Consider the following 20772-nt stretch of genomic DNA (forward strand, 5'->3'; position numbering starts at 1 on the left):
GGGAGCGGGCGTACCCGCGAAGAGGGCGGTGAATTCAACATCGCATTCGCGGGCATGCCCGCTCCCACAGGATGGCCGTCTCCCGCAGGCATCGTGGTCGAATCCAGAATTCAAGGCAGGTAAGAAATGAGCGCTATCAACGTCTTCCAGCAAAACCCCGGCGCCGAGGCCAAAGCCCAGTCGCCACTGCACCATGCCGACCTGGCCAGCCTGGTAGGCAAAGGCCGCAAGAACGCAGGCGTGACCCTGCGTGAACGCAAGTTCCTCGGCCACCTCACCCTGCGCGGTGATGGCCACAACCCGGAATTCGCCGCCGGCGTGCACAAGGCCCTTGGCCTGGAGCTGCCAGTGGCGCTGACCGTGGTCGCCAACAAGGATATGTCGCTGCAATGGGTCGGCCCCGACGAGTGGTTGCTGATCGTACCCGGCGGTCAGGAGCTGGCAGTCGAGCAAAAGCTGCGCGCGGCCCTTGAAGGCCAGCACATTCAGGTAGTCAATGTCAGTGGCGGGCAAAGCCTGCTGGAACTGCGCGGCCCGAACGTGCGCGACGTGCTGATGAAGTCCACCAGCTATGATGTTCACCCGAACAACTTCCCGGTGGGCAAGGCTGTGGGCACCGTGTTCGCCAAGTCCCAGTTGGTGATCCGCCGCACTGCAGAAGACACCTGGGAGCTGGTGATTCGCCGCAGCTTTGCCGACTACTGGTGGCTGTGGCTGCAGGACGCTTCTGCCGAATACGGCTTGAGCATCGAAGCTTAAGGAGACCAGAACATGAGTCGGGCACCGGATACCTGGATTCTCACCGCCGACTGCCCGAGCATGCTCGGTACCGTCGACGTGGTGACGCGTTACCTCTTCGAGCAGCGCTGCTACGTGACGGAGCACCACTCCTTCGATGACCGGCAGTCGGGGCGCTTCTTCATTCGCGTCGAGTTCCGTCAGCCGGACGATTTCGACGAGGCGGGCTTCCGGGCCGGCCTCGCCGAGCGCAGCGAAGCGTTCGGCATGGCCTTCGAGCTGACCGCGCCCAACCACCGCCCCAAGGTGGTGATCATGGTGTCCAAGGCTGACCATTGCCTGAATGACCTGCTGTATCGCCAGCGCATTGGCCAATTGGGTATGGATGTGGTGGCCGTGGTGTCGAACCATCCGGACCTCGAACCCTTGGCGCATTGGCACAAGATTCCTTATTACCACTTCGCACTCGACCCCAAGGACAAGCCCGGGCAAGAGCGCAAGGTGCTGCAGGTGATCGAGGAGACCGGTGCTGAGCTGGTTATTCTTGCCCGCTATATGCAGGTACTGTCGCCCGAGCTTTGCCGCCGTCTGGATGGTTGGGCGATCAATATTCACCACTCGCTGTTGCCGGGCTTCAAAGGCGCCAAGCCTTATCACCAGGCCTACAACAAGGGTGTGAAAATGGTCGGTGCCACGGCGCACTACATCAACAACGACCTGGATGAAGGGCCGATCATTGCCCAGGGTGTCGAGGTGGTGGATCACAGCCACTATCCCGAAGACCTGATTGCCAAAGGGCGGGATATCGAATGCCTGACATTGGCGCGGGCGGTGGGTTATCACATCGAGCGGCGGGTGTTCCTGAACGCCAACCGGACTGTGGTTCTCTAACACCTGTTCTGGCCTCTTCGCGGGCAAGCCCGCTCCCACAGGTACTGCGCCGCCTTCGGGCCCAGCACAGTCCTTGCGGGAGCGGGCTTGTCCACGAAGAGGCCAGTGCAGTTATGCGCCTCGGTATCTCCCTCATATCCTCCGACGACAGCCCTGCCGCGAAAAGGCATCTCCCTGTCGCTTCCAGTCAGTGCGTCCGGCCCCATCCGGCCCACAATTCCCTGCATTCCAGTAGTACATGCCGCCCACGGATGGCGGCGCTTCAACCAACGCTGCATAAATAATAATCAAGCGAGGTACAAGCAATGTCTGGCAATCGTGGAGTGGTATATCTCGGCGCCGGCAAGGTCGAAGTGCAACACATCGACTACCCGAAAATGCAGGACCCGCGCGGCAAGAAAATCGAACACGGCGTCATCCTGAAGGTGGTCTCCACCAACATCTGCGGTTCTGACCAGCACATGGTCCGTGGCCGCACCACTGCCCAGGTCGGCCTGGTCCTGGGCCACGAAATCACCGGTGAAATCGTCGAGAAGGGCCGCGATGTCGAGCGCATGCAGATCGGCGACCTGGTATCGGTCCCGTTCAACGTCGCTTGCGGCCGCTGCCGTTCCTGCAAAGAGATGCACACCGGTGTCTGCCTCACCGTCAACCCGGCGCGCGCCGGCGGTGCCTACGGCTACGTCGACATGGGCGACTGGACCGGCGGCCAGGCCGAATACGTGCTGGTGCCATACGCCGACTTCAACCTGCTGAAGCTGCCTGAGCGCGACAAGGCCATGGAAAAGATCCGTGACCTGACTTGCCTGTCCGACATCCTGCCCACCGGCTATCACGGTGCCGTGACTGCTGGCGTTGGCCCAGGCAGCACTGTCTACGTTGCCGGTGCTGGCCCGGTCGGCCTGGCCGCCGCTGCCTCGGCGCGCTTGCTGGGCGCCGCCTGCGTAATCGTCGGTGACCTCAACCCGGCCCGCCTGGCCCACGCCAAGTCGCAGGGCTTCGAAGTGGTCGACCTGTCCAAGGACACCCCGCTGCACGAGCAGATCGTCGACATCCTCGGCGAGCCGGAAGTGGACTGCGCTGTCGACGCCGTAGGCTTCGAGGCCCGTGGCCACGGCCATGAAGGTGCCAAGCACGAGGCCCCGGCCACCGTGCTGAACTCGCTGATGCAAGTGACCCGCGTAGCCGGCAACATCGGTATCCCGGGCCTGTACGTGACCGAGGACCCGGGCGCGGTCGATGCCGCTGCCAAGATCGGGGCACTGAGCATCCGCTTCGGCCTGGGCTGGGCGAAATCGCACAGCTTCCACACCGGCCAGACCCCGACCATGAAGTACAACCGCCAGCTGATGCAGGCGATCATGTGGGACCGCATCAACATTGCTGAAGTGGTGGGTGTGCAGGTGATCAACCTGGATCAGGCGCCGGAAGGGTATGGCGAGTTTGATGCGGGTGTGCCTAAGAAGTTTGTGATCGACCCGCACAAGATGTGGGGCGCGGCGTAAAAAGCAGTTGCCTGACAAGAGCCCCTCAATTTGAGGGGCTTTTTCAAGGCTGAATAACTGATCTCAAAGCCCACGAAGCTCCAACCTAGAGCCGAGCAAGTTCCGTTGTTCCGGTGGGTGAGGTTACGTGCGATGGGTGAAAGAGGTGCGCTGCTATCCATTCTGTATAGTCGCAGGGGCTACCTTACTGCAGAAAATGGTTTGTAGTAATGCACATAGCTAAGTTAGTTTCTAGGGTTGCCGCGAATATCCCCGTTTTCATCAAAAATGCTGTCGGTGCTGCTATGGCTAGACAAAGTTGGCCTGCGCCGGCCAGGGCGGACTACGATTGCATGCCTACGTCCGGTACCCAAGTCTGTGGGCGCTTCATTCAATCTCAAAAAATTGTCTTGCAAGGTTTCAGTTTGGTTGATTGCGTGCAGGATAACATCATTTCGTCGCGTCGATACTGAACTCGGTAGTGTGCCTTCGAATTGCATATCTCTAGTTTGTAGTACATTATCAATCGAGATTTTGCTGTTGGCTATTTTGTTAGATTCTATGCTGACGGCGGTGTGTATTTTTTTTGATGCGTGCGCGAGGCTTACAACATCTTTGCTGGGTAGGGTGGGTTGAATCTTTGAAATGATGTTTGGGTTAGTTAATATACTTTCCCAACCGTTTTCTCTAGCCTTGCGCCATGCCTTGTTTATGGATCTTGGTAGCATGGCAAATTTCGTTGAGGCGTGTCCCGAGGTATCGGTTCTATTAATGGGGTCGTCTAGACAATAACAGTAGCTATTAATGCCGCCAGTTCCAAATGGACTATGTGAGTCGGGAGAAGAGAAACGCATAAAAATGGGAGAGAATGCACGATATCCGTTACCCAAAAGATAGGCCCGTAAGACGGGGTCGATTAACTGGCCGTCGAAACCGACCATCGAATGGTCGGAAGGTATCTTGAGGCAGTGTCCATAGCTCATATATGCGTATACGCTTTGGTCGGATAAGCTCAAAGCTCCCATCACGGTTCCGCTCTTATCCGTCTCTAGCAGGTTAGCGGCCTTGTCACTATGCTCCGCAAGTGACAGGCCGGCAGCACGAAAGATGCTACGGATATCGAGAGCTGATTTTAGGGTGTGTAGCTGTCGATTTTGGTAAAAATATTCTCTCATTTATACATTATCCATTCTGGGGTATTTTGCTTATAAGTTTCAGGTCAATGTATAGTTCGGGCGATCGCTTTGGATAGTGTGGCTCGATGAGTGCGACCAAAATCTTCCACAGCCTCACCCGCTCCATTTTGATGGGTAGCAACTGCTTGCGGTATGCTACGGCCTACTTCGAATGGGGGCGACGGCATTGCTCGACAGGTCTGGGGAAGAATGAGGAGCGTGCCGTCGGAAAGGTGGTAGATTATACTCTCGGGTGAGCCTATCGATCTCTGCTTGTCTGTGATTGAAGTTATTAATCGCGCGATCAAGTACATCTTGGGGAACTTTGGTTAGGTCAGTGTTTTTGGCTTTTTCAATGTCAGATAAATGCTCATTGTATAGCCACCATCTGTCACTGCTGGCTTGCTTTTGTTCGTATGCACGAATGAACGGATTGTTGTTGGAGTTTTCGTCCTGTATGTTTTTGCTTTTAGTTGGCGTTCCTCGAGGGGGTTGTGGGGGGCGTTTAGATTTTGGTGTGCGGCCAAAAAATCGATTCTTAATGCCTTTGTATAGGCTATTAAGTGGCTTGATGATAATGAGGATAGGAATTCGCCCTGAAGGATCAATTTTCCCTATGGGGTCGCCGTTACAGTACATGTATGTGTTGATACCACCCTCTGAGAATGGGCTTAACTCGTCTGGTGAAAGGAATCGCATAAGCTTTGGGCTGTACAAGCGATGTCCATTGCCTAGCGGATAGGTGGTGGTCACAGCGTCAAAGAACTCGCCGTTGAAGCCGATCGATGGTCGCCCCGATATTAACGTCGCAGACTGGCCGTAGGGGGAATAAGTAAATGCTCTAATTCTTCTCATTGAGTTGGCCTCGTCGATCTGAAATCTCGCGTTCCCTGAGTGGGCTAGGGTGGTAAGGGCGATGAACGTTTATTATGGGCATGTTACAGGAAACGTTTAACTGGCGTGGGACATCAGTGGCGACGTCTCGCCTACGACTGCTTAGTTCTAGTAACGTATTCATTCGAAAAGAGAGGGCACTTGCGATATCCTGGTATTTGGATAATGTGCTGTTACTGTGCTCTTCCCTAAAGGCAGTGACAACTAGCAATTTTGTCAGGTATCGCCCGCTGGAACCAAGTCTCGAACGTCGGGTCTAAAGTTTACTTTCGCGGGCCATCCCGGCCTATGAGGTCTTCTTCCAATGAAAGCTTTCACCCTGGCAACCCTGATGACCCTGGCCGCAAGCCCGGTGTTCGCCTTCAACCTCAGCGACGCCGCCAACGCCGTGTCCGCCATGCAGAACCAGCAACAGCAAGGCCAGGTACAGGCACCGGAAGCGCAGGCCAATCTGCTCAACACCCTGGGCAGCCAGCTGAACATCACCCCCGAACAGGCGGTAGGCGGAGCAGGAGCCATGCTGGGGCTGGCACGCAACAACCTTAGCAGCGATGACTATGGGCAACTGACCAAGGCGGTGCCAGGGCTGGACCTGCTGGCCGGTGCAAATGCGCTGGGCGGGTTAAGTGGGTTGGGTGATTTGCTGGGCAAGAGCAGCGAGAGCCAGTCGGCGTTGAGCAACGCACTGGGCAACAACGTGGAAAACCGTAGCGACCTGGACAATGCGTTCAAGGCGCTAGGCATGGATACCGGGATGATCGGGCAGTTTGCGCCGTTGCTGCTGCAGTATCTGGGGCAGCAGGGGGTTGCCGGGGCGTTGTTGCAGAATCTGGGGAGTTTGTGGACCACACCGGCGCCATTGGCTCAGCCCTCGGTCTGAAGGTCGGGTGAGGATTCTTGCGCAGTCTGCCCGGGCCTCTTCGCAGGGTGCCCGCGAAGAGGCCCGGGCAGACACTTGAAAATTATCAGCTCATTTCCTGCCGTAGCTGCTCGATCCGCTGATCCTTGGCCACCCACAACTGGTTGACCCAGGCCTGCACCATCTGCCGAAACTCGGGATCATTCTCGTAATCCCCCGCCCACAACGCCGGGTCCAGCTCCCGCACCTGAATGTCGATAATCACCCGGCTGATGCTGCCATTGAGCAATTCCCAAAACCCCGGCGCCTTGTTGCCGGGGTACACGATGGTCACATCCAGCAGGGCATCTAACTGCTCGCCCAATGCCGCGAGCACAAACGCCACACCACCTGCCTTGGGCTTGAGCAGGTAGCGATACGGCGACTGCTGCTCCTGGCGCTTGGCTTCAGTAAACCGGGTGCCTTCCAGGTAGTTGACCACGGTCACTGGCTGGCGCTTGAACAGCTCGCAGGCCGCCTTGGTGATTTCCAGGTCCTTGCCCTTGAGCTCTGGGTGCTTTTCCAGAAACGCCTTGCTGTAGCGCTTCATGAACGGGTAATCCAGCCCCCACCAGGCCAGGCCCAGCAACGGCACCCAGATCAGCTCCTTTTTCAGGAAGAACTTGAAGAACGGTGTACGGCGGTTGAGGCTTTCGATCAGCGCCGGGATGTCGACCCAGGTCTGGTGGTTGCTCACGGCCAGGTACGAGGTGTCCTTGCGCAGGTTTTCCACACCGCGGATGTCCCACTGGGTAGGGATGCACAGGGCGAAGATGGCTTTGTCGATTTCCGACCAGGTTTCGGCCACCCACATCACCGCCCACGACGCGTAGTCGCGGCCACGGCCTGGCAACACCAGCTTGAGCAGGGCGAAGACCAGCAGCGGGCAGATCAATACCACGGTATTGAGCAGCAGCAGGGTGGTAGTGAGAATGCCGGTCAGCAGGCGACGCATAAAGAGACTCTTGTTGTGGGAGATAAACGGTTGGCAATGATAAGCAGGGCGGTGGCCTACGCCAAATGTCCAATGCCCGGCGGCGGGAACAAATGTTTCACGTTATGTTGTTTAGTCTTGTGTAAGCGAACCTCTCTTGCCAGTGCAGTCTAAGCACTGACCCTTTCAAGGAAGCCTGCCTGTGAAACCACTGCTTGCCCTGTTGTCGTTGTTGGCGCTGCCGGTAATGGCAGCCGAACCCACTATATACGGCCGTTACGAGAACATTGCCCTGCCTGAACTGGGCGAAACCCTGAAAGCCAAGATGGACACCGGCGCCTTCACCGCGTCGCTGTCGGCCAAGGATATCGAGCTGTTCACCCGCGATGGCGACGAGTGGGTGCGCTTCCGCCTGGCGACCAAGGACTCGGACGGCAAGGTTTACGAGCACAAGGTCTCGCGCATCAGCAAGATCAAGGGCCGTGCCGATGAAGAGGACGAAGGGGATGCGCCAGAGGTCTCCAAGCGCCCGGTGGTCGACCTGGAGCTGTGCCTGGGGGATGTGAAGCGTACCGTGGAGGTGAATCTGGTGGACCGCAGCAACTTCAACTACCCGCTGCTGGTCGGTTCCAAGGCACTGCGCGAGTTCAAGGCGGCGGTAAACCCGGCGAAGAAGTTCACTGCTGGCAAGCCAGGCTGTTGATCTGAAGCGTGCGCCATACAATGTAGGAGCGTGCTTGCCCGCGAACACACATAATGTGCTGTCAGGCACCGGCTTCGCCGGTGTTCGCGGGCAAGCCCGCTCCTACACTGAGATGTGCCAACCTTCAAAACCGCAAGGCCGGACGCCATGCCTCATATCCTCATCGTCGAAGACGAAGCCGCCATCGCCGACACCCTGGTCTACGCCCTGCAGGCCGACGGTCACAGCACCGAATGGGTAACCCTGGGCAGTGCCGCCCTCGACCAGCAGCGCCAGCGCCCGGCCGACCTGGTCATCCTCGACATCGGCCTGCCCGACATCAGTGGCTTCGAAACCTGTCGCCAGCTGCGCCGGTTCACCGAGGTGCCGGTGATGTTTCTCAGCGCCCGGGACGGTGAAATCGACCGCGTCGTGGGCCTGGAAATCGGTGCCGACGACTACGTAGTAAAACCTTTCAGCCCTCGTGAAGTGGCAGCGCGCGTTCGGGCGATCCTCAAACGCATGGCCCCGAGGGCCGAGGTTGTCGGCGAAACCACCTTGTTCCACCTCGACACCTTGCGCATGCAGATCACCTACCGCAGCCAGCCGCTCACGCTGACCCGGCATGAGTTCCGCTTGCTGCAATGCCTGCTCGAACAACCGCAACGGGTGTTCAGCCGCGAACAGCTGCTCGACGCTTTGGGCGTGGCCTCAGATGTGGGCTATGAGCGCACCATCGACAGCCATATCAAGAGCCTGCGCGCCAAGCTGCGCCAGGTAGCGGGTGATGCCGAGCCGATCCAGACCCATCGCGGCCTCGGTTACAGCTATAGCCCGGAGCACGCCTGATGCGCTTGGGTATTCGCATCTTTCTGGTGTACTTCCTGTTCGTCGGTTTGGCCGGTTACTTCTTGCTCAATACCGTACGCGAACAGATTCGTCCGGTGGTGCGCCAATCCTCCGAAGAAACCTTGGTAGACACTGCCAACCTGCTGGCAGAAATCCTGCGGGATGACGTCAAGGCCGGCACCCTGAACCAGGGCCGCCTGCCCGAGGTGCTCGAGGCCTACGGCTCGCGCAGCCCGGGCGCACAGATCTGGGGGCTGGCCAAGAACCAGGTCAGCCACCGCATCTATGTCACTGACGCCAAGGGCATCGTGTTGCTGGACTCCAGTGGCGAGGCCCTGGGCAAGGATTACTCGCAGTGGAATGACGTGCTGCTGACCCTGCGTGGCCAGTATGGCGCCCGCTCCACCCGCAGCGACCCCAACGACGAAAGCACCTCGGTGATGCACGTTGGCGCGCCGATCATCGACAACGGCAAGATCATCGGCGTTGTCACCGTCGCCAAGCCCAATAGCTCATTGCAACCCTACATCGACCGCTCCGAGCGGCGCCTGCTCAGCCTGGGGCTAGGGCTGATCGGCCTGGGCTTGCTGATCGGTGCGGCTCTGTCGTGGTGGCTTGCGCGCTCGCTGCGCAAGTTGGCAGGTTATGCGCAGGCGGTCAGCGAAGGGGAACGTGCGGAGCTTCCGCATTACAAGGGCGGCGAGCTGGCGAACCTGGCACAGGCAGTGGAGCGCATGCGCACCCAACTGGAAGGCAAGGCCTATGTCGAGCGCTACGTGCACACCCTGACTCACGAGCTGAAAAGCCCGCTGGCGGCCATCCGTGGTGCTTCGGAGCTGTTGCAGGCCGAGGACATGCCCGCTGATCAGCGGGCGCGCTTCGCCGGCAATATCGAGCGCGAGAGCGAGCGGTTGCAGCAGATGATCGAGCGGCTGCTCAACCTGGCCAGGGTCGAGCAGATGCAGGCGCTGGAGGACGAGCAGCAGGTGGCGCTGGCGGCGTTGGTCGATGAGTTGCTGCTGGCCCATGCAGCGCGTATCGAAGGCGCCCGTTTGCAGGTACGTCAGCGGGTGCCTGCCACTTTGCGCTTGCTCTGCGATCCGTTTCTGATGCGCCAGGCGTTGGCCAACCTGCTCGACAACGCACTGGACTTCACCCCGGAAGGGGGCACGCTGCTGTTCGACCTAGAGCGCGATGGCGAACGGGTGGCGTTGAGCTTGTTCAACCAGGGGCAAGCGATACCGGCCTACGCCATCGGGCGGGTCAGCGAGCGGTTCTACTCGCTGCCGCGACCCGGGAGCGGGCGCAAGAGCACCGGGCTGGGGCTGAACTTCGTGGCCGAGGTGATGCAGTTGCATGGCGGGGCATTGGCGGTGGACAACGTCGATGGCGGGGTGCGCGTGCGGTTGTGGCTGCCGGTTCGGCGCATCAGCTGAGACAGCCGGGGCTGCACAGCAGCCCCAAATACACTCAAATCACACAGTCTCTCCACAAAGCCTCCACGCAAGGCGCAGACACTGCGCCCACTGCCACAGGAGGCCACATGAACAAGACCCTCGGTTTCAAACTCGGCATGATCGCCATGCTGATGTTGCTGTTGCTCATCCCGCTACTGCTGATCAACGGCCTGATCGACGAACGCCAGGCCATGCGCGACGGCGTGCTGCGCGATATTGCCCAGAGCACCAGCTTCGACCAGCAACTCAGCGGCCCGCTGCTGGTGGTGCCGTACCGCAAGTACCAGCGCCGCTGGATCGAAAAGGACGGTGAGCGTACCCAGGAAACCAGCACCATCGCCGGCCACCTGTACTTCCTGCCGGAAACCTTCGACGCCGACCTGGGTGTGGACACCGAACTGCGCGCCCGCGGCATCTACCAGGCCCGGTTGTTTCACACCAAAGGCCGTATCAGCGGCCGCTTCAAGCTCCCGGCGCATTGGGGGATCGACAAGGACTTTGACGACTACCGCTTCGACACGCCGTTCCTGGTGGTGGGCATCAGTGATATCCGTGGTATCGATAGTGGTCTGGAGCTGAGCATGGATGAGCAAAAAGTGCCGTTCGAGGCCGGCACCCAGCTCGACTGGATGCGTGGCGGCGTGCACGCCAGCCTGCCGGGGCTGGACGGGCTACAGGCGCGAGCGTTCAGCTATGGCTTTGACCTGGCGCTGCAAGGTACCGGCCAGTTGCACGTGGTCCCCGTGGGCCGTACCAGCAGCGTGGACATGCGCGCCAACTGGCCGCACCCGAGCTTCGTCGGCAACTACTTGCCCAACCGCCGCGAAATCGATGCTCAAGGCTTCAGTGCCCATTGGCAAACCTCGTTCTTTGCCACCAACCTTGAGGATGCCATACGCCAGTGCGCTATCGCCGGGCAGTGTACGGATTTCAGTGAGCGCAGCTTTGGCGTGAGTTTTATAGACCCGGTGGACCAGTACCTGAAAAGCGAGCGGGCGATCAAATACGCGTTGTTGTTCATTGCCCTGACCTTTGCCGGCTTCTTCCTGTTCGAAGTAATGAAGAACCTGAGTGTGCACCCCGTGCAGTACATCCTGGTGGGCGTGGCGCTGGCGTTCTTCTATCTGCTGCTGCTGTCGTTGTCCGAGCACATTGGCTTTGGTCTGGCGTATGGGCTGTCGGCTTCGGGCTGTGTGCTGCTGATCGGCTTCTACCTGAGTCATGTTTTACGCAGCCTGTGGCGAGGGGTGGGTTTTGCAGCGGGTTTGGCGGCGTTGTACGCGCTGCTCTTCGGGCTGCTGAGTGCCGAAGACTATGCCCTGCTGATGGGGTCGCTGTTGTGTTTCGGCTTGCTTGGGGTGTTCATGGTGCTGACCCGGCGGCTGGACTGGGCGCGTGTGGGGAGGGCAGCATGAGGGAGGATAGAGAGATCGGGCGCTGGTTGGCGCTCAGGATCGAGCTGTTGTTTCCTGTGATACCTAGGTGAAGCTTTCGCGGGCAAGCCCGCTCCCACAGGTACGGCGCACACTACCTGTGGAGCGGGCTTGCCCGCGAAGGGGCCCTGTCAGGCCACTGGCGCTGTAGCGACCATCGACGGCCGCTTGACCACCTCGGCATACCACGCCGCCAACCCAGGCTGGCGCTCACGCCAGCCAAACCCGGGCTGACGCAGATCCAGATAGCCCAGCGCACAGGCCACGCCAATCGCCGCCAGGTCGAAGCCGGACATCAGCTCCGGCAAGTGCTCCTGCTCCAGGTTGGCCAGGCTCCGGCGGATCTTGTCACCCTGCGCCTGCAGCCAGCCCTCCCAGCGCTTGTCTTCTGGCCGCAGGAAGCTCTCATAACGGCTCGACACCGCCGCATCCATGATCGCATCGGCCTGCGATACCAAGGTCATGCGCCGCCAGCGCGCCGAACCTTCACGCGGCAGCAGCGGCAGGCCAACGTGCTGCAGGTCGAGGTACTCGCAGATCACCCGGCTGTCGTGCAGCACGGTGCCGTCTTCCAGGCGCAGGGCCGGGATCTTGCCGATCGGGTTGTCCAGGTTGAGCTGCGGGTCGCCGCTCACCGGGCTGATGTTCACCGGCTGCAACTGCACACGCTCAAGCTGGCCGGTCTCGTGCAACACCACCATGACCTTGCGCACGAAAGGCGACAACGGCGAGTGGAACAGGGTCATCGTGCTCATGCGTCAGTTACCTTGCAGGCTGGGTGGCAGGCACACGCCGGTGCCGCCGATGCCGCAATAGCCGTCCGGGTTCTTGGCCAGGTACTGCTGGTGGTAGGCCTCGGCGAAATAGACGGTCGGTGCCTGGTCGATTTCGGTGGTGATCTCACCGAAGCCGGCCTTGCTCAGCTCGGCCTGGAAGGCATCGCGGCTGGCCTTGGCCTGTTCCAGCTGTTCCGGGCTGGTGCAGTAGATGGCCGAGCGGTACTGGGTGCCGATGTCGTTGCCCTGGCGCATGCCTTGGGTGGGGTTGTGCAGCTCCCAGAACATTGCCAGCAGTTCGCGGTAGCTGACCTTGTCCTTGTCGAACACCACCAGCACCACTTCGGTGTGGCCAGTCAGGCCCGAGCAGACTTCTTCGTAGGTAGGGTGCGGGGTGAAGCCGCCGGCGTAGCCGACCACGGTGCTGACCACACCTTCACGCTGCCAGAAGCGGCGCTCCGCGCCCCAGAAGCAACCCAGGCCGAAGATGGCGAAGTCGATTGCGCCTTCGAAGAACGGGCCGAGCAGCGGGGTGTCTTTGAAGACATAGTGGAACTCGGGCAGGCTCATTGGCGTGTCGCGGCCAGGCAGGGCCTGTTCCGCAGTTGGCATGACGTTTTTGTTCACCAGGATTTCCGAACGCAGGACCATGGCCGTTCCTCTGTGTTTATTCAGTGGGGTAGGGGTTTGGGCCTTCTCGGGCATGCCCGCTCCCACAGGTACAGCACAGGTTTCAAAGGTTGTGGTGTTTCTGTGGGAGCGGGCATGCCCGCGAAAGGGCCCGAATGGCTTCTATAGTGCCCGAGGATTACGCAGCTGTCAGGCCACCGGGCCACGCGGATAGCGCTTCAGCCGCTCGGCCAGTTCGCGCCCGGGAATCGGTCGGTCGAACAGGTAGCCCTGGCCCACGTCGCAGCGGTGGCGGCGCAGGAACGCCAGTTGCTCCGGCGTCTCGATCCCTTCGGCCACCACCTTCAGCTTCAGGTTGTGGGCCATGGCCACCACCGCCGAGGTGATTTCCATGTCGTCCTGGTTGTCGGGGATCTCGTTGATGAAGCTGCGATCGATCTTGAGGATGTCGATCGGAAACTTCTTCAGGTAGCTCAGCGACGAGTAACCGGTGCCGAAGTCGTCCATGGCCAAGGTCAGGCCCAGGGCCTTCAGCTCGTCGAGCTGGCGGTGGGTGTCTTCGCTGGCTTCCAGCAGCAGGCCTTCGGTCAACTCCAGCTCGAGCAGGTGCGGGGGCAGGGCTTCTTCCTTGAGGATGGTGCTGATCGACGCTACCAGGTCCGGGTCGGAGAACTGTTTGGGCGACAGGTTGATGGCTACATGCAGGTTGCCCAGGCCGGCCTTGCGCAGTTGCTGGCTCATGCAGCACGCCTGGCGCACCACCCATTTGCCGATAGGGATGATCAGGCCGGTTTCCTCGGCCACGCTGATGAACTGGTCCGGGCGGATCATGCCGCGTTCGGGGTGGTTCCAGCGCAGCAGCGCTTCCAGGCCCAGCAGGCGACCGCTGCGCAGGCACAGCTTGGGCTGGTAGAACACTTCCAGTTCGTTCTGGGTCAGGGCACGGCGCAGGTTGTTCTCGACGAACAGCTTGTAGCTGGCTTCGGCATTGAGCACTTCGGTAAACACCTGTACCTGGTGTTTACCGTTGGCCTTGGCCTTGTGCAATGCAAGGCCGGCATTCTTCATCAGGCTGGCCGGGTCGACGCCGTGCAACGGTGCACAGGCCAGGCCTACCGAGGCGGTGACGTTGATCAGCTGGTTGTCGACGAACATCGGCTTGTCGAGGGTACACAGCAACTGCTGGGCAACGCCTTGGCCATCTTCAAGGCTGGTGTCGTCGAGCAGCACGGCGAACTCGTTACTGGCAAAGCGCGCCAGGATGCCACCGCTGTGCAGGCTGTTGCGTAGACGCCTGGCCAGGCTGATCAGCAGCTTATCGCCGGTCTGGTGGCCAAGGCTGTCGTTGATGCGCTTGAAGTTGTCGATGTCCACCAGCAGCAGGCACATCGAGCTTTCGCCATCGCGGGCGAAGCGCTCGTCCAGGCTGCGGATGAACGCCGGGCGGTTGCCCAGGTTGGTGAGGTTGTCGGTGTAAGCCAGGCGTTCGATGCGTTGCTGGGCCAGCTTGGTCTGGGTGACGTCTTCGTAGATGCCGATGTAGTGGGTCAGCTCACGGTTGTCACCGTATACCTTGGAGATCGACAACTGGCCCCAGTACGGCTCCAGGTTCTTGCGCCGGCTCTTGAACTCGCCCTGCCAACTGTTGCCCATGGCCAGGCTCGACGGCGAGTCGAACAGCAGTTCGCTGAGGTTCTCCAGTGCCGGTAGCTCACCCAGCTGACGGCCCTGCACTTCGTCGGTACTGTACTGGGTGATGGCGGTGAAGCTGGGGTTGACGTACTCCACCCGGCCGTCGCGATTCACCAGCAGGAAGGCGCTGGCGCTCTGCTCGACCGCACGCTGGAACAGGTGCAGGGCGCTGGCCGCGGCACGCCGTTTGTGGTTTGTGATCACTTGGGCAAACTGGTCGGCCAGCTCGCCGGCAAAGGCAATCTCGTCCGACTGCCAGGCCCGTGGCTGGCCGGTTTGCTCCAGGCACAACACGCCAATCACCTGGCCATCGACACGGATGCTGGCGTCGAGCATGGCCTTGTTTTCCGGGCGCATGCTTTGCGCCAGGGCGCGGGTGCGCGGGTCGTGGCCGGCGTTGTGAGCGTCGATGGCGCGGCTTGCGTGCAGTGCATCCAGGTAGTCCGGGAAGCGGCTGGCATCGATAGCTTCGGGCTGGCGGTGCTCTTGCGCGTCGCGGTACCAGGCGATGATCGGTTCCAGGCGTTGGTCTTCCAGGTGCCAGATGCTGGCGCTGTCGACCTTGTAGATTTCGCAGGCGCTCTGGGTAATCAGCTGGGCCGCTTCGAACAGCGAGTTGCCCGCGCTGTAACGCTGGCGGGCAAGGCGCAGGATAAGGTCCTGCTGGCCGCGTACGCGCTCCAGGTGCTCCAGCTGTTCTTGCTGCGTACGCTGGTTCTGTTGCAGGGCCAGCTGCAGGCGGTTGTTGCGTGACTCCAGGTCGCTGGCGCCAAGTTCGCCGCTATCTTCCTGCTGATCGTCGAGCACGCTCAGGTAGCCGCGCAACAGTTGGCGGTTGTGTTGCTTGTAGGCTTCACCCGCCTCCAGCAGGCGCAGCGAGGTGTTCGGCGTGTGCAGGGTGTAGCGCACGCGGTAGTAGCCGCGCTGGGCCAGTTGCAACTGGATTTCGTCGTGCAGCCGGTAGCGTGCTTCGGGTTCCATCAGGCTGGCGTAGGGCGCGTCAATCAGGGCGCACAGCTCGCCGGGTTGCATGCCGAACTGGCGCTCACAGGCCGGGTCAAGGTAGAGCATGGCCCAGGTGGCTTCGTTGAGCCGTTCGAAACGCAACATGCCGAGCCGCGAGGGCACGGGTAATTGCGTCACGACCTCGGCCGCCACACGGCTGGCGGCATCGGGTTGGCTTTTCATCGAAGACTCGCTTGAAGAGGGAACGCTGCCTTTTGGCTGCGGCGAATTTGGCAAGGTTGCATCATGTCCCGAGGGCTGGCAAGCGGCCATGCTTGATGCTGTGGACAGGTTATCGGCGGGTGGGGCGGAAAACTTAGATCGCCTTGGGATTTTTGCCGCCTGGGAGATCGAGCGCCGCCCGCGCGGCGCATCGCGAGCTACGCTCGCTCCTACGTTTGTTTCGGGCCAGTACAGCCTGTGGCAGGCGCACGCGACCGCCGTGTTAGTACGACGCTATATCGCGCCATGTATCAAGGCGATCGCGCGCAAGTCCCACAGGAAAATTGGCCCGAAATAAACGTAGGAGCGAGCGTAGCTCGCGATGCGCCGCGCGGGCGGCGCTCGGTCTCCCAGGCGGCAAAACCCTATCGGCGGACAAAAAAAGCCCCGCCAATCGACGGGGTTGAGGTACGAGCGTGGCAGCTCGAAAAGGGAACTGCCCCTCGCAAGGAGGGGCAGTGTGCTGCCTTACAGCAGCATGGTGCGGATATCGCCCAGCACGTCGCCCAGGCGCTTGGTGAAGCGCGCGGCGGCAGCGCCGTTGATCACACGGTGATCGTAGGACAGCGACAGCGGCAGCATCAGCTTTGGCTGGAAAGCCTTGCCATCCCAGACTGGCTGCATGGTCGCCTTGGAGACGCCCAGAATAGCCACTTCCGGCGCATTGACGATCGGCGTGAAGCCGGTGCCGCCAATGTGGCCGAGGCTGGAGATGGTGAAGCAAGCGCCTTGCATCTCGTCGGCCGACAGCTTCTTGGTGCGCGCCTTCTCAGCCAGTGCAGCGGCTTCGGCAGCCAGTTGCAGCAGGCTCTTCTGGTCGACGTTCTTGATCACAGGGACCAGCAGGCCGTCCGGAGTGTCCACGGCGAAGCCGATGTGCACATACTTCTTGCGGATGATGGCCTTGCCGCTTGGCGCCAGCGAGCTGTTGAAGTCCGGCAGTTCCTTGAGCAGGAAGGCGCAGGCCTTGAGCAGCAGTGGCAGCACGGTCAGCTTCACCCCAGCCTTCTCGGCCACGGCCTTCTGCGCAACGCGGAAGGCTTCCAGCTCGGTGATGTCAGCGGAGTCGAACTGGGTGACGTGCGGCACGTTCAACCAGCTGCGGTGCAGGTTGGCAGCACCGACCTGCATCAGGCGGGTCAGGGCCACTTCTTCCACTTCACCGAACTTGCTGAAGTCCACGGCAGGGATCGGCGGGATGCCGGCGCCGCCGGTTGCGCCAGCGGCGGCCGGGGCTTCCTTGGCCTTCTGCATCATCGCCTTGACGTATACCTGCACGTCTTCTTTCAGGATGCGGCCATGCGGACCGGTGGCGGCAACAGCGCCCAGGTCGACACCAAATTCACGGGCCAGCTGGCGAACCGCCGGGCCAGCGTGAACCTTGGCATTGCTGCCAGCGGCCGGTGCGGTAGCAACCGGTGCAGCGGCAGCGGCCGGGGCAGCAGCTGGAGCGGGTGCGGCAGCCGGAGCAGCCTCAGCCTCAGCCTTGGCCGGGGCAGCAGCAGCTGGAGCCGCTGCAGCAGGCGCAGCGCCAGCAACCTTGAGCTTGAAGATCAGGTCGCCAGTGCCGACTTCGTCTTCCAGCTTGCACAGAACTTCTTCAACCACGCCAGCAGCCGGCGACGGGATTTCCATGGAGGCCTTGTCGGACTCCAGGGTAATCAGCGACTGGTCAGCTTCGACGGTGTCGCCGACTTTGACCAGCACTTCGATGATCTTGGCTTTGCCCGACGAACCGATGTCCGGCACGTGGATGTCCTGCACGCTGGCAGCAGCCGGAGCTGCAGCCGGAGCAGGGGCGGCTTCGGCGGCCGGAGCCGGCGCAGCTGCCTGAGCAGGAGCGGCAGCAGCCGGCGCCTCAGGGGCCGCAGCAGCGGCGCCCTCGGCTTCCAGGACCAGCAGCTCGTCGCCTTCTTTCAGGCGGTCGCCCAGCTTGACCTTCAGCTCCTTGATGACGCCGGCCTTGGGCGCCGGGATTTCCATGGAGGCCTTGTCGGACTCCAGGGTCAGCAGGCTCTGGTCAGCCTCGATACGGTCACCGACCTTGACGAACAGCTCGATGATTTCACCTTCACCGCTGCCGATGTCAGGTACGCGAATGAGTTCGCTCACTTAAAAATACTCCTCAGCAGTCCAGTGGGTTGCGCTTGTCCGGGTCGATACCGAACTTGACGATAGCGTCTGCAACAACCTTGGGTTCGATCTCGCCACGGTCAGCCAGGGCTTCCAGGGCAGCCAGCACCACGAAGTGGCGGTCGACTTCGAAGAAGTGACGCAGCTTCTTGCGGCTGTCGCTGCGACCGTAACCGTCGGTACCCAGGACTTTGAACTCTTTGCTCGGTACCCACTGGCGAATCTGCTCGGCGAACAGCTTCATGTAGTCGGTAGAGGCGATGACCGGGCCTTTGCGACCGTTCAGGCACTGCTCGACGTAGGTCTGCTGTGGCTTCTGGCCAGGCTTCAGGCGGTTGGCGCGTTCCACGGCCAGGCCGTCGCGACGCAGTTCGTTGAAGCTGGTGACGCTCCACACGTCGGCACCGACGTTGAACTCTTCACGCAGGATCTTCGCGGCTTCGCGGACTTCGCGCAGGATGGTGCCGGAGCCCATCAGCTGTACGTGGTGTGCGGCTTCGCGGGTGTCCTCTTCCAGCAGGTACATGCCCTTGATGATGCCTTCCTCGACACCGGCCGGCATGGCTGGCTGCTGGTAGGATTCGTTCATCACGGTGATGTAGTAGAAGATGTCCTGTTGCTCTTCGGTCATCTTCTTCATGCCGTCCTGGATGATCACCGCCAGCTCGTAGCCGTAGGTCGGATCGTAGGTGCGGCAGTTCGGGATGGTGCCCGCCATCATGTGGCTGTGACCGTCTTCGTGCTGCAGGCCTTCACCGTTGAGGGTGGTACGGCCGGCGGTACCGCCGATCAGGAAACCACGGGTGCGGCTGTCGCCAGCGGCCCAGGCCAGGTCGCCAATACGCTGGAAACCGAACATCGAGTAGAAGATGTAGAACGGCAGCATCGGCTGGTTGTGGCAGCTGTACGAGGTACCGGCAGCGATGAACGACGACATGGCGCCGGCTTCGTTGATGCCTTCCTCGAGGATCTGGCCCTTCTTGTCTTCGCGGTAGAACATCACCTGGTCTTTATCGACTGGCTCGTAGAGCTGGCCGACCGACGAGTAGATGCCCAACTGGCGGAACATGCCTTCCATACCGAAGGTACGGGCTTCGTCCGGGATGATCGGAACGATGCGCTGGCCAATGTCCTTGTCCTTGACCAGCTGCGCCAGAATACGCACGAAGGCCATGGTGGTGGAGATTTCGCGGTCGCCCGAGCCGTCCAGGATCGCTTTCAGCGTTTCCAGTGGCGGGGTCGGCACGCTGAAGCTCTTGGCACGGCGCTGCGGTACGAAGCCACCCAGGGCTGCGCGGCGCTCGGCCAGGTACTTGGCTTCGGCAGAACCTTCTTCCGGCTTGAAGAACGGCAGGTTCTCCAGGTCGGCATCCTTGACCGGGATGTCGAAGCGGTCACGGAAGTGACGCAGGCTGTCGACGTCGACCTTCTTGGTGTTGTGCGCGGTGTTCTTGGCTTCGCCAGCACCGGTGCCGTAACCCTTGATGGTCTTGGCCAGGATGACGGTCGGCTGCTCTTTGTGGTTCACAGCCTGGTGATACGCCGCGTAGACCTTGTACGGGTCGTGACCGCCACGGTTGAGCTTCCAGATCTCTTCGTCGGACAGGTCTTCGACCATGGCCTTGAGTTCCGGGGTGTTGAAGAAGTGCTCGCGAACGTACGCGCCGTCTTTGGCTTTGTAGTTCTGGTATTCGCCGTCGATGACTTCGTCCATGCGGCGCTGCAGGGCACCGTTGGTGTCCTTCGCCAGCAGTGGGTCCCAGAAACGGCCCCAGACGACTTTGTTGACGTTCCAGCCACCGCCACGGAACACGCCTTCGAGTTCCTGGATGATCTTGCCGTTGCCGCGAACCGGGCCGTCGAGGCGCTGCAGGTTGCAGTTGATGACGAAGATCAGGTTGTCCAGCTTCTCGCGGCCGGCCAGGGCGATTGCACCCAGGGATTCCGGCTCGTCGCACTCACCGTCGCCCATGAAGCACCAGACCTTCTGCTTGCCGGCCGGGATGAAGCCACGGGCTTCCAGGTACTTCATGAAGCGTGCCTGGTAGATCGCCTGGATTGGGCCCAGACCCATCGAAACGGTCGGGAACTGCCAGAAGTCAGGCATCAACCATGGGTGCGGGTACGAAGACAGGCCGTTGCCGTCCACTTCCTGACGGAAGTTGTTCATCTGGTCTTCGCTGATACGGCCTTCCATGAAGGCACGGGCGTAGACGCCAGGCGAAGCGTGGCCCTGGAAGAAGACCAGGTCGCCGCCGTGTTCTTCGGTAGGGGCCTGGAAGAAGTAGTTGAAGCCGATGTCGTACAGGGTGGCACTGGAGGCGAAGCTAGAGATGTGTCCGCCCAGGTCCGAGTCTTTCAGGTTGGTACGCATGACCATGGCCAGCGCGTTCCAACGCACCATCGAGCGAATGCGGCGTTCCATGAACAGGTCGCCAGGCATGCGTGCTTCGTGGGTGACAGGGATGGTGTTGCGGTATGGCGTGGTGATCGCATACGGCAGCTGGGAGCCACTACGGGTGGCCAGCTCGCCCATACGGGTCATCAGGTAATGAGCGCGGTCTTCGCCTTCTTTGTCGAGGACCGACTCCAGGGCATCCAGCCATTCCTGGGTTTCGATTGGATCGAGGTCTTGCATGGCTTGCTCCAGGGCGGAAAGGCAACCAGAATCGATTGCCTGAGATTGCGACTGGCCTTATGGGCAGACGTCGTGAATTCTTGGATTACCGGGGTGTCTTCCGGCGCGTTGTAGTTTTACTACATTTGCTTTCGCATTTCATGCTTTTACACGACACGAGTAGTAGTAAAACTACATTTGTGCGACGTTTGGTCGCACCTTGGCTTGTGAGGAAAAACGTTCATGTTGGTTGGCATTGTGT

17 protein-coding genes are annotated in these 20772 nt (G+C 60.7%); 9 read left to right on the plus strand and 8 right to left on the minus strand.

Annotated elements, in window-relative coordinates; translation table 11 throughout:
- Positions 1 to 126 precede the first annotated feature (126 nt).
- The 3 genes from soxG to fdhA all read left to right on the plus strand — a co-directional run bounded on the left by soxG (position 127) and on the right by fdhA (position 3134).
- Positions 127 to 759: a sarcosine oxidase subunit gamma family protein gene (gene soxG / locus QCL51_RS01425; RefSeq protein WP_014589391.1), complete on the plus strand. Its 633-nt coding sequence runs from the start codon at positions 127 to 129 to the stop codon at positions 757 to 759.
- A gap of 12 nt (positions 760 to 771) precedes the next feature.
- Positions 772 to 1629, plus strand: coding sequence for a formyltetrahydrofolate deformylase (gene purU / locus QCL51_RS01430; RefSeq protein WP_003255675.1), 858 nt, complete (start codon positions 772 to 774; stop codon positions 1627 to 1629).
- A gap of 305 nt (positions 1630 to 1934) precedes the next feature.
- Complete coding sequence (gene fdhA / locus QCL51_RS01435) at positions 1935 to 3134, plus strand: formaldehyde dehydrogenase, glutathione-independent (protein ID WP_011953256.1); 1200 nt, start codon at positions 1935 to 1937, stop codon at positions 3132 to 3134.
- Between the two features lie 224 nt (positions 3135 to 3358).
- Here fdhA and QCL51_RS01440 read toward each other — a convergent pair whose 3' ends face one another.
- Both QCL51_RS01440 and QCL51_RS01445 read right to left on the minus strand, forming a co-directional pair.
- Positions 3359 to 4288 carry an RHS repeat-associated core domain-containing protein gene (locus QCL51_RS01440; RefSeq protein WP_080671095.1) on the minus strand — a complete coding sequence of 310 codons (930 nt, stop codon included), beginning with the start codon at positions 4286 to 4288 and terminating at the stop codon, positions 3359 to 3361.
- 156 nt (positions 4289 to 4444) lie between these two features.
- Positions 4445 to 5143: an RHS repeat-associated core domain-containing protein gene (locus QCL51_RS01445; protein ID WP_080671096.1), complete on the minus strand. Its 699-nt coding sequence runs from the start codon at positions 5141 to 5143 to the stop codon at positions 4445 to 4447.
- Positions 5144 to 5486: 343 nt separating this feature from the next.
- On the opposite strand from QCL51_RS01445, the gene QCL51_RS01450 reads away from it, so the two are divergent.
- Entirely contained in the window at positions 5487 to 6062 is a 576-nt protein-coding gene (locus QCL51_RS01450) for a DUF2780 domain-containing protein (protein WP_021782658.1), read from the plus strand.
- Between the two features lie 85 nt (positions 6063 to 6147).
- On the opposite strand, the gene QCL51_RS01455 is transcribed toward QCL51_RS01450, so the two are convergent.
- The gene (locus tag QCL51_RS01455; RefSeq protein WP_028697315.1) at positions 6148 to 7035 is read right to left on the minus strand and encodes an acyltransferase; all 888 of its coding nucleotides are present in this window, start codon (positions 7033 to 7035) and stop codon (positions 6148 to 6150) included.
- 181 nt (positions 7036 to 7216) lie between these two features.
- Here QCL51_RS01455 and QCL51_RS01460 point away from each other — a divergent pair, with 181 nt between their 5' ends.
- The 4 genes from QCL51_RS01460 to creD all read left to right on the plus strand — a co-directional run bounded on the left by QCL51_RS01460 (position 7217) and on the right by creD (position 11417).
- On the plus strand, positions 7217 to 7717 hold the full coding sequence (locus QCL51_RS01460) for an ATP-dependent zinc protease (protein WP_021782660.1): 501 nt from the start codon (positions 7217 to 7219) through the stop codon (positions 7715 to 7717).
- A gap of 147 nt (positions 7718 to 7864) precedes the next feature.
- The gene (gene creB, locus QCL51_RS01465; protein WP_011953261.1) at positions 7865 to 8545 is read left to right on the plus strand and encodes a two-component system response regulator CreB; all 681 of its coding nucleotides are present in this window, start codon (positions 7865 to 7867) and stop codon (positions 8543 to 8545) included.
- Positions 8545 to 9981 (plus strand): two-component system sensor histidine kinase CreC, encoded by a 1437-nt coding sequence (gene creC, locus QCL51_RS01470; protein ID WP_338444569.1) that lies wholly within the window; start codon positions 8545 to 8547, stop codon positions 9979 to 9981. The genes creB and creC overlap by 1 nt, the downstream gene beginning before the upstream one ends.
- Before the next feature lie 107 nt (positions 9982 to 10088).
- A complete protein-coding gene (gene creD / locus QCL51_RS01475) occupies positions 10089 to 11417 on the plus strand; it encodes a cell envelope integrity protein CreD (RefSeq protein ID WP_103443361.1) in 1329 nt (442 codons plus the stop codon).
- Between the two features lie 149 nt (positions 11418 to 11566).
- Here the strand turns inward: creD and QCL51_RS01480 are convergent, their stop codons facing one another.
- From QCL51_RS01480 to QCL51_RS01490, 3 genes are all read right to left on the minus strand, one after another.
- Complete coding sequence (locus QCL51_RS01480) at positions 11567 to 12190, minus strand: glutathione S-transferase (protein WP_053870405.1); 624 nt, start codon at positions 12188 to 12190, stop codon at positions 11567 to 11569.
- A gap of 3 nt (positions 12191 to 12193) precedes the next feature.
- Entirely contained in the window at positions 12194 to 12862 is a 669-nt protein-coding gene (gene msrA / locus QCL51_RS01485; protein WP_010951691.1) for a peptide-methionine (S)-S-oxide reductase MsrA, read from the minus strand.
- Positions 12863 to 13030: 168 nt separating this feature from the next.
- Positions 13031 to 15721 (minus strand): GGDEF and EAL domain-containing protein, encoded by a 2691-nt coding sequence (locus tag QCL51_RS01490; RefSeq protein ID WP_021782664.1) that lies wholly within the window; start codon positions 15719 to 15721, stop codon positions 13031 to 13033.
- Here QCL51_RS01490 and QCL51_RS01495 point away from each other — a divergent pair.
- Positions 15621 to 16058, plus strand: coding sequence for a hypothetical protein (locus QCL51_RS01495; RefSeq protein WP_162149590.1), 438 nt, complete (start codon positions 15621 to 15623; stop codon positions 16056 to 16058). The genes QCL51_RS01490 and QCL51_RS01495 overlap by 101 nt on opposite strands.
- Positions 16059 to 16228: 170 nt before the next feature.
- Here the strand turns inward: QCL51_RS01495 and aceF are convergent, their stop codons facing one another.
- Together aceF and aceE are read right to left on the minus strand one after the other, a co-directional pair.
- Positions 16229 to 17872 (minus strand): dihydrolipoyllysine-residue acetyltransferase, encoded by a 1644-nt coding sequence (aceF, locus tag QCL51_RS01500; protein WP_021782666.1) that lies wholly within the window; start codon positions 17870 to 17872, stop codon positions 16229 to 16231.
- 13 nt (positions 17873 to 17885) lie between these two features.
- Positions 17886 to 20531 carry a pyruvate dehydrogenase (acetyl-transferring), homodimeric type gene (gene aceE / locus QCL51_RS01505; protein ID WP_003255651.1) on the minus strand — a complete coding sequence of 882 codons (2646 nt, stop codon included), beginning with the start codon at positions 20529 to 20531 and terminating at the stop codon, positions 17886 to 17888.
- Between the last annotated feature and the right edge of the window lie 241 nt (positions 20532 to 20772).

It is taken from the genome of Pseudomonas sp. LTR0, assembly GCF_036630035.1.
Classification (GTDB): domain Bacteria; phylum Pseudomonadota; class Gammaproteobacteria; order Pseudomonadales; family Pseudomonadaceae; genus Aquipseudomonas; species Aquipseudomonas putida_Y.

Excerpts from the sequence above, each read along its gene's own strand:
- soxG (WP_014589391.1), top strand. The coding sequence starts at position 127 with ATGAGCGCTATCAACGTCTTCCAGCAAAACCCCGGCGCCGAGGCCAAA.
- purU (WP_003255675.1), top strand. The coding sequence starts at position 772 with ATGAGTCGGGCACCGGATACCTGGATTCTCACCGCCGACTGCCCGAGC.
- fdhA (WP_011953256.1), top strand. The coding sequence starts at position 1,935 with ATGTCTGGCAATCGTGGAGTGGTATATCTCGGCGCCGGCAAGGTCGAA.
- QCL51_RS01440 (WP_080671095.1), bottom strand. The coding sequence starts at position 4,288 with ATGAGAGAATATTTTTACCAAAATCGACAGCTACACACCCTAAAATCA.
- QCL51_RS01445 (WP_080671096.1), bottom strand. The coding sequence starts at position 5,143 with ATGAGAAGAATTAGAGCATTTACTTATTCCCCCTACGGCCAGTCTGCG.
- QCL51_RS01450 (WP_021782658.1), top strand. The coding sequence starts at position 5,487 with ATGAAAGCTTTCACCCTGGCAACCCTGATGACCCTGGCCGCAAGCCCG.
- QCL51_RS01455 (WP_028697315.1), bottom strand. The coding sequence starts at position 7,035 with ATGCGTCGCCTGCTGACCGGCATTCTCACTACCACCCTGCTGCTGCTC.
- creB (WP_011953261.1), top strand. The coding sequence starts at position 7,865 with ATGCCTCATATCCTCATCGTCGAAGACGAAGCCGCCATCGCCGACACC.
- creC (WP_338444569.1), top strand. The coding sequence starts at position 8,545 with ATGCGCTTGGGTATTCGCATCTTTCTGGTGTACTTCCTGTTCGTCGGT.
- creD (WP_103443361.1), top strand. The coding sequence starts at position 10,089 with ATGAACAAGACCCTCGGTTTCAAACTCGGCATGATCGCCATGCTGATG.
- QCL51_RS01480 (WP_053870405.1), bottom strand. The coding sequence starts at position 12,190 with ATGAGCACGATGACCCTGTTCCACTCGCCGTTGTCGCCTTTCGTGCGC.
- msrA (WP_010951691.1), bottom strand. The coding sequence starts at position 12,862 with ATGGTCCTGCGTTCGGAAATCCTGGTGAACAAAAACGTCATGCCAACT.
- QCL51_RS01490 (WP_021782664.1), bottom strand. The coding sequence starts at position 15,721 with ATGAAAAGCCAACCCGATGCCGCCAGCCGTGTGGCGGCCGAGGTCGTG.
- aceE (WP_003255651.1), bottom strand. The coding sequence starts at position 20,531 with ATGCAAGACCTCGATCCAATCGAAACCCAGGAATGGCTGGATGCCCTG.